We start from the raw sequence: 13,395 nt of genomic DNA on the forward strand, positions 1-13,395 counted from the left end.
GCCAACCCCAGCGCGGTCGTCGTCACCCCAGGCGCCCCAGCTGCCGACGTCAACGCGAAGACAGCCATCAGTTGTCCCTCGAGTCGAGCACCAGCGCGGCCCTGCCCAACGCTGCCGCCGCCGCTGTCCGCGCAGCATCCGCCTGATCGACCTCCACCGACACCGACACCTGGCCAGACGCCTCATCCCGGGCCGTGGCTACCACGACCCCCGGTATCACCACATTCACGTCACACGCCACGGTCGAGGTCCCCGTCTCGGCTGAGCTCTCCCCCGCCGCGCACGCGTAGGCCGGTTCGGTGAGGATCACCCGCACACGGTCGCCCACAAGCAACTCGATCGCGGGTTCCGCCCCGGGAGGCAACGACATGCCGACGACCGTGCGACCGGCCGAGGGCACCATCTGCTCCACAGCCACGGTCGCGGACACCAACGTGCCTGCAGCCACATCATGTGCCGCCCGTTGGCCGAGCAACGTCGGCAGCTGGTCGGCCTCGAGGTAGGCCAGCTGCTGATCGGGGGCGATCTGCACCGTGGTGAACATCTCGGCCGTCATCAGCTGTCCCCGAACCACCGGAACCCGGGCCGCGACCACCTCCACGGTGGAGCCCAAGGACAAGAACACCAGCGCCCCGCCCCCAGCACCCAGCAGGATCAGCAGGCCCGCCAGTACCGCCAGCAGCGGGCGACGCTGCCGGCGCACCGCAGCGGGCGTGACGATCGGCGGCGCCGGCGCAGCCTGTTCTGCTGCCAGAGTCTGTTGCATGGTCACACTCCCTTGAACCCCGAGCCGCCCCACCCACAGCGGAAACAGCGTCCCTGAAATTCACATCAGCCCCGGGCACCTCCCGCACTAGGCGGGAGCCCCCACTCTGTTCGTCGGCCCGCCACGCACCATCGACGCGACACACAGACCCGACGCCCGACACCGGCCTCGGCGCCGGGCAATCTCACTGTAAATCGCGGGCGGGGTCACCCCCCGGGGGTCATAACGCCGGACCACCGCCGCCCGGCCGCCTCGATGACGAGGCTGGCGGCGGACGGCGCGGCACCTCACGCAGTGACTCACTCAGCAGGAGAGCCATCCCCCGCAGACTCAGCTCCTGTGGGCTCTCGGCGCCGCGTCCCAGCCGCTCCCGCAACAACCCTGTGGCGCGGTCCTCATCACGTTCCAAGACGTGCCGTGACTGGCCGGTCGATGCCGTGAGTTGGGCCCGGCTAGTCCGGGTCGCGGCGATGAGGCGTGCCTGTGCGATGCCGCGCAGTTCCTCGGGCAGCGACTCGATCAAGCGGACGGCCTCCTCATTACCCAGGCGACGCATGACCTGCTCCTCTACTCCGCGGCCGCCGTCGCCGGCCGCGAGCGTGCGCTCCTGATCGACCTGGTGCACCAGCGTGTCGCTGACCACCTCCCGATCTTCGGCTTTCCTTTTGGCCTCGTTGCGGCGAAAGAAGTCCAACTCGGAGTAGGCGAAGGTCGACCAGCGGGCCCTGTCGGGATCCCACAGCGGTGCGATCTCCGTCAGCCGCAGCAGCCCCGCAGCTACGAACTCCTCTCGAGCCTTGGGCGGTACCTTCCTCGACCAGTGGAACACGATCGGCGACCCGGCCTGAACGATCGCCGCCCGCGCCACTCGGCCCCGCTCCGCGAGCTCCTCCAAATCCCCTCGCGACACCGCCCGCGCGATCCTCGACGCTTCTGGGTCGCCACGCAGGGCGGCCTCCGCGAGCACCCCCGCATCACGCTGACCAGCCAGTGTCCTCAAGGCGGCCACATCGCCCAGACTCACCGCGTCCGGATCCGGGACCCTCACGGGCGGCTTGACGACTCCGTCGCCGGCCGAGACCGACACATTCCTCGCGGGATGGGCCGGGAGCACCGGGGCCAGAATGGCCGACTCGCGCGGCCCAGCTGGCCGGGGCCTGAGGGTCACAGCGAGATCCGCGCGCTCCGCCAATGTCACCGCCGATCTCACCAGCGACGATCCGGCCCGCATCGATTGTGGAGTGACTGCGGAGGCCGCCACAAGAGTGCCACCCAGACCACTACGGAGAAGCGCCTGGAGCAAACCGTGTGGATCCGCCTCGCGAGCCGCCATCTGCACTGCCACGATCGCCCGTCCGATGTCGGTAGCGGTCGATGGCCGATGTGGCAACACAGGACGCCATGCATCAAAGGCGCGGTCCCACTGTGCCTGAGAAGCGACCACGGCGTCGCGGGTCCGGTCATGGCCGACGCCGTCGATGACCTCGAACTCGTCGAGGAGCAGGCGACCACGGTGCAGCAGGCTGCGTTGCATGGAGCAGATCGCCAGCGCATCCTCGGGCCGCAATGCGTCTGCCGCGGAGCCCACCGCCATCACGTAGCGCTGTAAAGCCATATCGATGTGGCCGCGCGTGGTGGCCGGCTCCAGCAGAGAGCGCTCCGCCTGGCCGAGCAGACGCCGAACCCATGCTGCATCGACCCCGACGGCGGCCGCCCGCGTGACCTGCACGCCCAGCATGCGAAGTCTGCGACCCTCGTCATCGGTCAACCGACACGGCACGGTGGCGTCGGCCTCGATCGCGTGGATTAACGCGCTCCCGGAGGCGTCCACCGGCCGCGCCAGCAGCGGGACCAGGGCCACAGCCTCACGCAGCCCGGGATCGGCCCCGCCCGCAGCCTGGTCGCAGGCCACCATCGTGCCCGCCCACTCCCCCACGGTGACGCGATCATCGCGCAGACCTGCTGCCGCCAAACGGGCAGCCCGCACGAACCTGGACATCAGGCACCACCCGCGCCGAGATCGACAGCCAGCAGCACGTCGACCAGCGCCCTCGCGCTCGGCGCGAGCGTCCCCGTGTCCCACTCCAGCACCCGCTTGACCGCGGCATCCAGGCAGCCCTCCACCGAGGAGGGCAACTCCACCGGCACCGACGCCGACCCAGCCGCCACGTCGCCGGCCAACACCCACGCCGCGACCACATCCAGCGCAGCCCAGTCACACACCTCCCCCGCGTGGGCCATCAGATCGTTGGCGTGGTCCAGCAACCTGAACACCGCAAAGGCATCATCCGGACGCATCCCGGTCCTCCTCACAGACTCGACTCTCAAGACCCGTGATGGCGACAGGACGTGCACGTTGCACGTTGTCCACAGTTGCGGGGTCTTATCCACACACAAGAACCCCCGCCCAACCGCCGTAACGCAAAAACTGCGTCGACAAATCGGGGATTGCCTCAATCACGTCGGTGGGGAGCTTCCGGGGGGTGGGGTCGACTCGGGGCATTCCGCCACAGGAGGCCGCGCGTGGGGTTCCTTACACATGCAGGAGGGGCATCGCCCCCGTCGCCAGGAAGGAGCACAGCCATGGCTCAGAGCGACCGTCGTGAGGCCCGCGTCAGAGTGAAGGGCCAGCTCATCAAGCGCCACGAGGCTCTCATGGCCCGAGAAGCGAGGATCAGGACTGAGGTGCTGGACGCGGCCGCCGCCCTTCTCACGCGCGACCGAGCCGTGCTGGAGGCAGAAGCTCGACTCGGGAAAGCGATCGAGGCCCTGACCTCGAGTGAAGGAATGCCCATCGACGAGGCAGCAGAGCTGTGCGGGCTCCACATCAGGGAAGCCAAGCGCGTGCTCCGCATGCGGGTGAGTGGCCCCGACCGGCAGGAACCAGCGGAAGAAGTGGCCAACTCATGAGGGGCGCATTGCTTGACGTGGCCGAGCTCATCGGCAGCTACGGCCGATTCGTCTCATATCCCCAGGCGGCCGAGATCACGTCACTGAGCGTCCGATCACTCAAGAGAGAAACCGCCGCCGGCAACCTCCCCTGCTACCGCTTGGGTAGTGCGCGCGTCTACAGACTCAAAGTTGAGGACGTCGCCGCCCTCATCCAGCGAGTGGCTTGAGGTGACCTGCTACGCCTAGCCAGTCGCAGACGGGTCTAGGTTCTCTCACAACGGACCTACCATCCGGCCTCAGTCTCGCTGCCCCGACTCACGCACATCCTCAGGACCATGCGAAGGCGCTCGTCCGCCCGTGGGGCCTCGGCTGGCCTGGACGCCGCCTGAGTCCGTGATCAAGAGCGGCAGGGTCGTCATGCCGCGTGGGGTGACGTCATCAACGCCGCCATCTCCAATTGCCGATGGGCCCGACGGGCGGAGCTTGGGCGTGTGGGTCCGCTCCGTGATGAGATCACGAGGGACGAATTGCGACGGTGGAGACATTTCACGCGCCGACGAGGTGCTCGAGACCGACCCTATTCCGACCCTGGATTCGCTAGCAAATAAGAAAACCCCTAGTCAACTAGGGGTTCATTGGTGGGCCTAACTGGACTTGAACCAGTGACCTCTGCCTTATCAGGGCAGCGCTCTAACCGTCTGAGCTATAGGCCCGTTCACCGGGTATGAACTTTAGCGTACGTTCGTCCGAGTCGGCAAACCCGCTCCCACCAGCACCTTCACGGCATCAGCCGGAAGGTCTCGTCGTTGCGGTAGAGCCGGTCCCAGGCCTGCTCTCCCAGCATCAGGTTCTCCAACTGTTCGACGGTGAGCTGCTCGCTCGCGTCGAACGTGGTCTCATAGGGCCCGGAGGCCTTCGCCTCGACCACCACCGACTCCTCGGTGGGCGGCCCATTGAACGGCTCCTCCGTGGGAGGCGCCGGCACGGGGACCGGAGCGGGCTCAGGCTCAGGCACGGGCTGCGGCTCGGGGACCGGAGCGGCCTCCGGCTCAACCACAGGGAACCCGTCGCCCGTCGTCACAGTGATTCCCCGGCCGAGACCGAGGTCTGCCAGGTGGTTTCGGACTTGTCCTTCCCCTTGCCTGTCGTCGCGCTGCCGGAGACGGCCTTCGGCCAGGTCTGGCCCGCGGCGGCACCGTCGGAGAGCCCCAGGGCGATCTCGTCGGCCGTCGCCCGCCACGATCCCTCGCCGGTGAGGATCCGACCCATCGCCGCCTCAGTGGCCGCCAGGGCCGTGAGGCAGGACGTCGTCGCGCTGTAGTAGGCCGCCGGGGCCGACGACACGTGCCCCTTCAGCCTGACGATGCACTCGTGGAGCAGCGCACCGGCCGCGTCGAACACGTCGCTCTGCATGGCTCCGACAACGATCACCGACTCGGCCGCCGACCGCGCCATCGACTCCAGGTTGCCGAGCGCCTCGATCTGCTTCGGCAGAACCGCCAGATGCGCCTCGGACGCCTCCCCCTTCCAGTCCGGCTGATCGGCGAGGCGGGTGGCGATCTGCTCCATCTCCTGGACCTTGTCGGCCAGGGTCAGCCAGGTACGTCCCATCCCTGCCAGTTTCGCCGGCGAATCGGCGCATCGGGCCATCGCCTGCATGGACCGATCCAGCCCTCGCAGCATGTCGTGCACCTGTCGCTGCAGCGCATCGCCCTGCTGCGCGATGGTGTCGAAGATCGCGGGCACCTGGAACATCGCCGTCGAGGTCGCCCGTGCGGTCACCAACTCCTGCACGTCGATCTGCAGCAACCGATCCACGTACGACGTCAGGGTCAGATAGGCGTTCGACAGTGGCTGGTAGAGGTCGCGGTCGCACAGCTCCAGCAGTCGCTCGAGCAGTTCCTTCTGCAGAGGTTCCATCGTCACTGCACCTTCCCCACCTGCTGCGTCGCTGCCGATTCCTGGTCACGGTAGGACTTCGCACCATGCGCCAGCGCCGCGGAGATCTCCTCGAACTCCTTGGCCGCGCTGGCCGCGAGCTGGGTGAAACCGCTCGTCATGTCGCCATAGGCGTTCGCTGGCTGCGGCATGAGCCCGAAGTCCTCCGGGCCCGCCTGCAGTTCAGAGACGTAGCTGCCCACGTCGGACATCTGGGCCGAGAGATCGGCCCACTCGCGTGCGACCCGTTCCACCTCGACCGGATCGACCTGGATGATGTCGCTACGCGGCGACGGACCTACACCGCCCGCCGGCGGCTGCCCCGGATCGGTCTGCTCGCCACCGGCGGGGTCCGTGGCCGCGGGATCATCCGCAGGCCCCTCGCCCAGCGCATCAGCCGGCCCGTCCGCCAACGCGCCCGCCGCGATGGGCCCCGACCCGAGGCCTCCTCCGCCTCCGCCGATGCCGCCGCCCAGGCCCGCGGCTCCGACTCCGGCTGAGGCGGCACCCGCCTGGGCTGAGGGAAGTGCTCCGGGAACCACCGGGGTGACCATCCGCGCCGCTGCGCCGGTCATGTTGCCCGCCATCCCCTGTGAGAGGCCAGCGGCCTGCGCGCCGGCGGCTCCGCCCCCGGCACCCCCCATGCCCATGCCCATCATCGGGGGCATCATGCCTGGGCCGCCGCTACCGCCCGACTGGTTGCCGGCCTCGCGGGGATTGATGAGCGCCTCATAGACCTCGAGCGCGTCGATCTGGTCGTCACTCTCGGCCTCGATACCGACGAAGCCGGTGCCGTGAGCCCGCTGCTCACCCTGGCTGTACACGTCCATGACACAGTCGCCTTCCCGGGCGCGAAAGGAGGCCCATGCCGGACACTACCCGGCCCGGTGGGTCAGCTCCCGGGAATCGGCGACGACGAAAGTCCTTGCCGGATCAGTCCTCGGCGAGGGTGACCTCGAGCCCGCCCAGGACGGTCGCGGAGAGGTTGTAGAGGAACGCGAACAGCGTGGCGACCGCCGTCAGGATGACGACATCGATGGCGGCCACGACCGTCGCGAATCCCAGCACCCGCGACGAGTTCAGCACATCCTCGACCCGGAACGCGTTGTCCTCGTCCCCGATCAGCGTGTTGATGAGGGAGTTGACCGACTCGAGAGCCCCGAGCCCGCCAGCACCGACCACAGCACGAAGGCGACGACGACCAGCATCACGCCGAACGCGATCGCGAACAGGAAGGACGTCTTCATCACCGACCAGGGGTCGATGCGCGACAACCTGAGCCGCGCCTTGCGGGTGCGCCGATTGCGGACCGACGACGCCCCCGCTGCCGGCTTCGAGGCATCCCCCACGCTGGTCACGGCGGCGCGGTTCGGCGTGCTGGGCGCTTCCGGCGCCGTCGACGCCGGGGGCACGGGCGACGTGGCCGGCGCTCCGGCGACGGGCGTGGTGGCCCAGGCCTTGGCTGTCGACGCGGCACGTTCCGACAGGGTCGGCGTGATCCGCGTCGACTCGTCGACGCTCACCTTCGGCGCCTCCGGAGCGGAGGTCGCCGACGTGGTCGACGGGGCGGACGGGGTGGATTCAGGCTTGCGGTAGGGCGAGAAGTCCAGCCCTGGGGAGCCGTTGGATCCGGGCCAGCGCGGTGAGTTCTCACTCATCGGCGTCCTCCTGCGTGGTCGGCTCGGTCACCTGGTCGGCGCCGTCAGTGGCCTCTACGGTACCGCCTTCCTCCTCGGCGACATCCTCGGAGCCCTCATCGGCCGCTTCGTCCGACTCGGGGTAGAGAGCGATCGCACCGACGGCGTCCGTGCCCCGCACGCCCACGAACTTCACGCCCATGGTGTCGCGACCCTTGACCGGGACGTCAGAGACGGCGGAGCGGGTCACCTGACCGGAAACCTTGATCGCCAGCACCTCGTCGGACTCGCCGACGATGAGGCCTCCGACCAGCTGACCGCGGTCCTCGCTGAGCTTCATGGCCTTGATGCCGAGGCCGCCGCGGCCCTGCTGCCTGTACTCGTCGACGACGGTGCGCTTGGCGAATCCGCCGTCGGTGACGGTGAACACGTACTGGTCGGCGTAGTCGACGTCGGCGCTGAGGACGGCCATGCTGAGCAGCTCGTCGCCGGCGCGGAACTTCATGCCCGTGACGCCGGACGTCGCCCGGCCCATCGGCCGCAGCTGCGAGTCGTCGGCCTGGAACCGGATCGCCTGCCCCTTGCGGGAGATCAGCAGCACGTCGTCCTCGGACGACACCAGCGAGGCGCCGATCAGCTCGTCGTCCTCCTCACGAAAGTTGATGGCGATGACCCCCGCCTGCCGCGGCGAGTCGTAGGCCTTCAGCTCCGTCTTCTTCACCAGACCGTTGCGGGTGGCAAGCAGCAGGTACGGAGCGTCCTCGTAGCTGTTGATCGTCAGCACCTGCGCGATCTTCTCGTCCGGCAGGAAGTTCATGAGCCCAGCGACGTGGCCGCCCTTCGCGTCGCGGCCCGACTCGGGCAGCTGCCACGCCTTCGCCCGGTACACGCGGCCGAAGTTGGTGAAGAACAGGATCCACTGGTGGTTCGTGGTGGTGAAGAGGTGCTGCACCTCGTCGTCGGCCCGGAGCGTCGCCCCGCGCACACCCTTGCCGCCGCGCTTCTGCACCCGGTACTGATCGGCGCGGGTGCGCTTCGCGTAGCCACCGTGGGTGATGGTGACGACGACATCCTCGTTGGGGATGAAGTCCTCCTCGGAGAAGTCGCCGTCCGCCGCGATGAGGCGGGTGCGGCGCTCGTCGCCGTACTTGTCGACGATCTCCTGCAGTTCGGAGGCGATGATGCCGCGCTGCAGCTCATCCGAGGCGAGAATGGCCTTGAGTTCGGCGATGCGGGCCTCACGCTCGGCCAGGCGGTCGACGATCTTCTGGATCTCCATGGAGGCCAGACGACGCAGCTGCTGGTCGAGGATGTTGCGGGCCTGCAGCTCGTCGATGTCGAGCAGCTCCTGCAGAGCGACGCTCGCCTCGTCGGCGGTGCGGCTGGCGCGGATCAGCGCGATGACCTCATCGAGCATGTTGAGGGCCTTGACGAGGCCGCGGTCGAGGTGGGCCTGCCGCTCCTCCTCGTCGAGACGCCACTGGGTCCGGCGCCGGATGACTTCCATCTGGTGCTTGATCCACAGCGAGATGAACTGGTCGAGACGCAGGGTGCGGGGCACCTCGTCGACGATGGCCAGCATGTTGCAGCCGAACGTGTCCTGCAGCGACGTGTGCTTGTACAGGTTGTTCATGACGACGCGGGGCTGCGCGTCGCGCTTCAGCACGATGACGAGACGCTGACCGGTACGCGCCGACGTGTCGTCGCGGATGTCGGCGATGCCACCAAGCTTGCCTGCGTTCACCAGATCGGCGATCCGCTGCGCCAGCGCGTCCGGGTTGCACATGTACGGCAGTTCGGTGACGACGAGCAGCTGGCGGCCCGCGCGTCCTCCTCCATGTCGATGACGGCGCGCATGATGACCGAGCCGCGGCCGGTCCGGTACGCCTCCTCGATGCCGCTGCGGCCGACGATGAGACCGCCGCCGGGGAAGTCGGGGCCCTGGATCCGCTGCATCGCGGCCTCGAGGAGCTCCTCGCGGGTGGCCTCGGGATGCTGGAGCGCCCACTGGACCGCGTCGTTGACCTCACGCAGGTTGTGCGAGGGGATGTTGGTGGCCATGCCGACCGCGATGCCCGTGGAGCCGTTGATCAGCAGGTTCGGGAAGCGGGCCGGCAGGACGATCGGCTCCTCTTCACGGTTGTCGTAGTTGGGCCGGAAATCGACGGTGTTCTGTTCGATCTCGCGGACCATCTCGACCGCGAGCGGGGCCATCTTGCACTCGGTGTACCGCATGGCGGCGGCCTTGTCGTTGCCCTGGCTGCCGAAGTTGCCCTGGCCGGTGACGAGCGGATGCCGCATCGCCCACGGCTGCGCCAGGCGGACGAGGGTGTCGTAGATGGCCGTGTCGCCGTGCGGGTGGTAGAGACCCATCACCTCACCGACGACGCGGGAGCACTTGTTCCAGCCCCGGTCGGGGCGGTAGCCGCCGTCCCACATCGCGTAGAGGACGCGGCGGTGCACCGGCTTGAGCCCGTCGCGCACGTCCGGCAGGGCGCGGCCGACGATGACGCTCATGGCGTAGTCGAGGTAGGAGTTCTGGATCTCGACCTGCAGGTCGATGGGTTCGATGCGGCCCAGCGCAGATGCCTGGAGGCCGTCGTTGTTTTCAGTCATTGTTCAGATACCTTCCGAAACCTCAGATGTCGAGGAAACGCACGTCCTTGGCGTTGCGCTGAATGAACGTGCGGCGCTGCTCGACGTCCTCACCCATCAGGATCGAGAACATCTGGTCCGCCATCGCGGCATCCTCGAGGGTGACCTGCAGCAGGATCCGCTTCTCCGGGTCCATCGTGGTGTCCCACAGATCGTCGGCGTTCATCTCGCCTAGACCCTTGTACCGCTGGATAGGGTTCACGTTGGGCAGCCGCTTCCCCTCGGCGAGCCCCTTGTCGCGGAGCGCGTCGCGCTCCACGTCGGTGTAGGCCAGCTCGTGGGCCGCATTGGACCACCGCAGGCGGAACAGTGGCGGCTGCGCGAGGTAGACGTGGCCGGCGTCGATGAGCGGACGCATGAACCGGAACAGCAGCGTCAGCAGCAGGGTGCGGATGTGGGCGCCGTCGACATCGGCGTCGGCCATCAGCACGAGCTTGTGGTAGCGCAGCTTCGCGAGATCGAAGTCCTCCTGCATGCCGGCGCCGAGGGCGTTGATGATCGCCTCGACCTCCTTGTTGGCGAGGATCTTGTCGATGCGGGCCTTCTCGACGTTGAGGATCTTTCCTCGGATCGGAAGGATCGCCTGCGTGCGCGGGTCACGGCCACCGCGGGCCGAGCCGCCTGCGGAGTCGCCCTCGACGATGAACATTTCGCACTCGGCGGGGTTGGTCGACTGGCAGTCGACCAGCTTGCCGGGCAGGCCGGAGCCGCCGAGCAGGCCCTTGCGGGAGCGGGCCATGTCGCGGGCCTTGCGGGCGGCGATGCGGGCCGCGGCCGCCGACTGCGACTTGCGGACGATCTCCTTGCCCTCAGCCGGGTTCCGCTCGAACCAGTCGCCCAGCCGGTCGTTGAGGACCCGCTGCACGAAGCTCTTCGCCTCGGTGTTGCCGAGCTTGGTCTTCGTCTGCCCCTCGAACTGCGGCTCCGCGACCTTGATCGACACGATGGCGGTCAGACCCTCGCGGATGTCGTCGCCGGAGACGCGGTCCTCGCGCTTCTTCACGAGCCCCCAGGACTCACCCCACCGGTTGACGGTGTTCGTCAGCGCAGCGCGGAAACCCTCCTCGTGCGTGCCACCCTCGTGCGTGTTGATCGTGTTGGCAAACGTGTAGACGCTGCTCGAATAGCTGGAGTTCCACTGCATGGCGATCTCGACGCCCATGCCGAGGTCGGGCGCGTGGGCCTCGACGTCGATGACGGTGGGGTGGATCGTGTCCTTGCCTGAGGACAGGTACTTGACGTAGTCCTTGAGGCCGTCCTCGTACAGGAACTCGTTGTACGGCGTGTCCGTCTCGCCGTCGTCGCCGGTGGCGACCTGGTGCCTGCTGCGCAGGTCGATCAGCGAGAGCTTCAGCCCCTTGTTCAGGAACGCCATCTCCCGGAACCGGGTGGCAAGGGTGTCGTAGTTGTACTCGGTGGTCTCGAAGATGTCCGGCGACGGGTAGAACGTGATGGTCGTGCCGGTCTCCTCCGTGGCCTCGCGGCGCTCGAGCGGGGTGACCGGCTCGCCGAGGTGGAAGGTCTGCTCGAACCGGTATCCGTCACGGGAGACCTCGACGATCAGCTTCTCCGACAGGGCGTTGACGACCGAGGAGCCGACGCCGTGGAGGCCACCGGAGACCTTGTAGCCGCCGTCGCCGAACTTGCCGCCGGCGTGCAGCACCGTCAGCACGAGCGTGACGGTGGGGATCTTCTCGACGGGGTGTTCCTTGACGGGGATGCCGCGGCCGTTGTCGCGGACGCGCACGCCGCCGTCGTCGAGCAACTCGATCTCGATGCTGTCGCAGTAGCCGGCGAGGGCCTCGTCGACGGAGTTGTCGACGATCTCCTGCACCAGGTGGTGGAGGCCACGCTCGCCCGTGGAGCCGATGTACATGCCGGGACGCTTACGGACCGCCTCGAGGCCCTCGAGAACTGAGATCTGGTCTGCGTCATAGGACCCGGAGACAGTGTTGTCCGCCGTGTCCTGCAGTCCCTCAAGCCGTTCCTCGGTGGTGTAGTCCTCGTCTGGTGTGATCTCCGACACGATTCTCCTGTCCACAGAACCGGCGCCGAGCAAGGGCCGGCGCCGTCAACCCCTGCATTCTACCGTGTCACCCAAGATGCTGCCGACTCGGCGAACGGAAATGGCTCTGGGAGCCCGGGAACGGCCGTTCCGCTGCCCTGGCAGGGGTCCGGCCATGGTCCCCTATCCCTCCCCGGGCCGCAGAGCGGCAGAGAGGCCGTTCCGCGACATCCCTCCGCGGTGCCCTACGGTGGGAACGATCGAAGGGAGACGACGTGCCGCTCGAGTGGCTTCTCCTCGGCCTCGCGGCCCTGGTGATCGGTGTCGCCAAAACGAGCTTCGGAGGTCTCGCCTCACTGGCGGTCGCGCTGCTCGCTTTCCTGCTGCCGACCACCAAGGAAGCCACGGCCGCGACGCTGCTTCTCCTGATCACGGGAGACGTCGTCGCCGTCCTGCGGTACCGCTCGTCGACTGACTGGAAGCTCGTGCGCGGCCTGCTGCCGGCCGTCGTGCCTGGACTCCTGCTGGGCGCCTGGTTCCTGTCCGCCGTCGACGACACCATCCTGCGTCGGTCGATCGGTGGGCTGCTGCTGGTGTTCGTCGTGGTCCAACTCATCGACCGGCTGCGGAGGAACCGTCCTACCGACTCTCCTGATGACGGCCCGCCGCATCGTGCGCTGACGATCGGCGCCGGCGTCGCGGCCGGGTTCACGACGATGGCCGCCAACGCGGCCGGGCCCGTGATGGCGCTCTATCTGCAGTGGGCGAAGGTCGACAAGATGCGTTTCCTCGGAACCGGCGCCGTCTACTTCTTCATCATCAACCTGGCGAAGAGCCCGCTGACTGCGGGGCTGGGGCTGTTCACGCCGACGGTGCTGACGACGGCCGCGGCGCTGGTGCCCGTGGTGCTCCTCGGAACCCTGGTGGGGATCGCGATCATCGGAAAGGTGCCGCAGCGGGCCTTCGACATCGCCACGCTCGTCACCTCGGCGATCGCGGCGGCCGCGCTGATCGTCTTCTGAATATCGGCGTGACATCCCCGGTGGAATGAATCATTCGCCTCGCATCGAACGGATCGCTTTCGGATATGCCGAAACCCACGCCGCATTACCGGCGTGGTGCGGAAAGAATCGGTTATACGCGTCTCATTGCGTGTCTGTTGGCGGGATCCTCGTATTGTTCCTGTTTCTTCGAGGAGTCCCGGGGGTGCGCATGGCACCCCCGGGACCCCGGATCAGCGGGGCGGGAGCCATCCCAGGGACCGCAGCTCGCGCTGCGCCACCTGGTCGGCGGTGTGGCGCTCGAGGCTCTGCTCAGCATGGCTCTGACCGGGGGTCACAGCGTGCTCGATGAGCCAGATGGAGACCCCGAGCGCGGCCCGGTCACGCCAGGAGAGGCGCGCCGGCTCGGGAAGGACGATGACAGTGGGTGGCCCGGTGCGGGCGCGGACGAGGTGCGTGGTACTCACGGAAGGACTTTCGACAGGTATTATTTCTGCTGCT

12 protein-coding genes, 1 tRNA gene and 2 pseudogenes are annotated in these 13,395 nt (G+C 67.9%); 4 read left to right on the forward strand and 11 right to left on the reverse strand.

The window, feature by feature from the left end; genetic code table 11:
- Positions 1 to 67 precede the first annotated feature (67 nt).
- From H9L22_RS14360 to H9L22_RS14370, 3 genes are all read right to left on the reverse strand, one after another.
- Positions 68 to 766, reverse strand: coding sequence for an SAF domain-containing protein (locus H9L22_RS14360; protein WP_187720511.1), 699 nt, complete (start codon positions 764 to 766; stop codon positions 68 to 70).
- 220 nt (positions 767 to 986) lie between these two features.
- Positions 987 to 2,627 (reverse strand): hypothetical protein, encoded by a 1,641-nt coding sequence (locus H9L22_RS14365; protein ID WP_187720512.1) that lies wholly within the window; start codon positions 2,625 to 2,627, stop codon positions 987 to 989.
- 137 nt (positions 2,628 to 2,764) lie between these two features.
- Positions 2,765 to 3,064, reverse strand: a complete 300-nt coding sequence (locus tag H9L22_RS14370) for a hypothetical protein (protein WP_187720513.1) — start codon at positions 3,062 to 3,064, stop codon at positions 2,765 to 2,767.
- Between the two features lie 285 nt (positions 3,065 to 3,349).
- Between H9L22_RS14370 and H9L22_RS14375 the strand changes: the two genes are divergently transcribed.
- Together H9L22_RS14375 and H9L22_RS14380 are read left to right on the forward strand one after the other, a co-directional pair.
- Positions 3,350 to 3,676: a hypothetical protein gene (locus tag H9L22_RS14375; RefSeq protein ID WP_187720514.1), complete on the forward strand. Its 327-nt coding sequence runs from the start codon at positions 3,350 to 3,352 to the stop codon at positions 3,674 to 3,676.
- Between the two features lie 17 nt (positions 3,677 to 3,693).
- Positions 3,694 to 3,885, forward strand: coding sequence for a hypothetical protein (locus tag H9L22_RS14380; RefSeq protein ID WP_187720515.1), 192 nt, complete (start codon positions 3,694 to 3,696; stop codon positions 3,883 to 3,885).
- Between the two features lie 409 nt (positions 3,886 to 4,294).
- Here the strand turns inward: H9L22_RS14380 and H9L22_RS14385 are convergent.
- The 5 genes and pseudogenes from H9L22_RS14385 to H9L22_RS19830 form a co-directional block, all read right to left on the reverse strand.
- Positions 4,295 to 4,371, reverse strand: a tRNA-Ile gene (locus H9L22_RS14385).
- 65 nt (positions 4,372 to 4,436) lie between these two features.
- The gene (locus H9L22_RS14390; protein WP_187720516.1) at positions 4,437 to 4,673 is read right to left on the reverse strand and encodes a hypothetical protein; all 237 of its coding nucleotides are present in this window, start codon (positions 4,671 to 4,673) and stop codon (positions 4,437 to 4,439) included.
- Between the two features lie 62 nt (positions 4,674 to 4,735).
- A complete protein-coding gene (locus tag H9L22_RS14395; RefSeq protein ID WP_187720517.1) occupies positions 4,736 to 5,578 on the reverse strand; it encodes a hypothetical protein in 843 nt (280 codons plus the stop codon).
- A 2-nt stretch (positions 5,579 to 5,580) separates the two neighbouring features.
- A complete protein-coding gene (locus H9L22_RS14400; RefSeq protein WP_187720518.1) occupies positions 5,581 to 6,426 on the reverse strand; it encodes a hypothetical protein in 846 nt (281 codons plus the stop codon).
- Between the two features lie 103 nt (positions 6,427 to 6,529).
- Positions 6,530 to 6,843 (reverse strand): annotated as a pseudogene (locus H9L22_RS19830) (DUF3566 domain-containing protein).
- 16 nt (positions 6,844 to 6,859) lie between these two features.
- On the opposite strand from H9L22_RS19830, the gene H9L22_RS14410 reads away from it, so the two are divergent.
- Complete coding sequence (locus tag H9L22_RS14410) at positions 6,860 to 7,192, forward strand: hypothetical protein (protein ID WP_187720520.1); 333 nt, start codon at positions 6,860 to 6,862, stop codon at positions 7,190 to 7,192.
- 54 nt (positions 7,193 to 7,246) lie between these two features.
- Here the strand turns inward: H9L22_RS14410 and gyrA are convergent.
- Both gyrA and gyrB read right to left on the reverse strand, forming a co-directional pair.
- Positions 7,247 to 9,849, reverse strand: a pseudogene (gene gyrA, locus H9L22_RS14415) (DNA gyrase subunit A).
- Between the two features lie 22 nt (positions 9,850 to 9,871).
- Positions 9,872 to 11,860 carry a DNA topoisomerase (ATP-hydrolyzing) subunit B gene (gene gyrB / locus H9L22_RS14420; RefSeq protein WP_226966329.1) on the reverse strand — a complete coding sequence of 663 codons (1,989 nt, stop codon included), beginning with the start codon at positions 11,858 to 11,860 and terminating at the stop codon, positions 9,872 to 9,874.
- 308 nt (positions 11,861 to 12,168) lie between these two features.
- On the opposite strand from gyrB, the gene H9L22_RS14425 reads away from it, so the two are divergent.
- Complete coding sequence (locus H9L22_RS14425) at positions 12,169 to 12,915, forward strand: sulfite exporter TauE/SafE family protein (RefSeq protein ID WP_187720521.1); 747 nt, start codon at positions 12,169 to 12,171, stop codon at positions 12,913 to 12,915.
- Between the two features lie 212 nt (positions 12,916 to 13,127).
- Here H9L22_RS14425 and H9L22_RS14430 read toward each other — a convergent pair whose 3' ends face one another.
- Complete coding sequence (locus H9L22_RS14430; RefSeq protein ID WP_187720522.1) at positions 13,128 to 13,361, reverse strand: hypothetical protein; 234 nt, start codon at positions 13,359 to 13,361, stop codon at positions 13,128 to 13,130.
- Between the last annotated feature and the right edge of the window lie 34 nt (positions 13,362 to 13,395).

Source organism: Tessaracoccus defluvii (assembly GCF_014489575.1).
Classification (GTDB): Bacteria; Actinomycetota; Actinomycetes; order Propionibacteriales; family Propionibacteriaceae; genus Arachnia; species Arachnia defluvii.

Bases quoted from the DNA above. Each gene is read 5' to 3' on its own strand.
- H9L22_RS14400 (WP_187720518.1), bottom strand. From the start codon at position 6,426: ATGGACGTGTACAGCCAGGGTGAGCAGCGGGCTCACGGCACCGGCTTC.
- H9L22_RS14375 (WP_187720514.1), top strand. From the start codon at position 3,350: ATGGCTCAGAGCGACCGTCGTGAGGCCCGCGTCAGAGTGAAGGGCCAG.
- H9L22_RS14370 (WP_187720513.1), bottom strand. From the start codon at position 3,064: ATGCGTCCGGATGATGCCTTTGCGGTGTTCAGGTTGCTGGACCACGCC.
- H9L22_RS14410 (WP_187720520.1), top strand. From the start codon at position 6,860: ATGCGCGACAACCTGAGCCGCGCCTTGCGGGTGCGCCGATTGCGGACC.
- H9L22_RS14360 (WP_187720511.1), bottom strand. From the start codon at position 766: ATGCAACAGACTCTGGCAGCAGAACAGGCTGCGCCGGCGCCGCCGATC.
- H9L22_RS14395 (WP_187720517.1), bottom strand. From the start codon at position 5,578: ATGGAACCTCTGCAGAAGGAACTGCTCGAGCGACTGCTGGAGCTGTGC.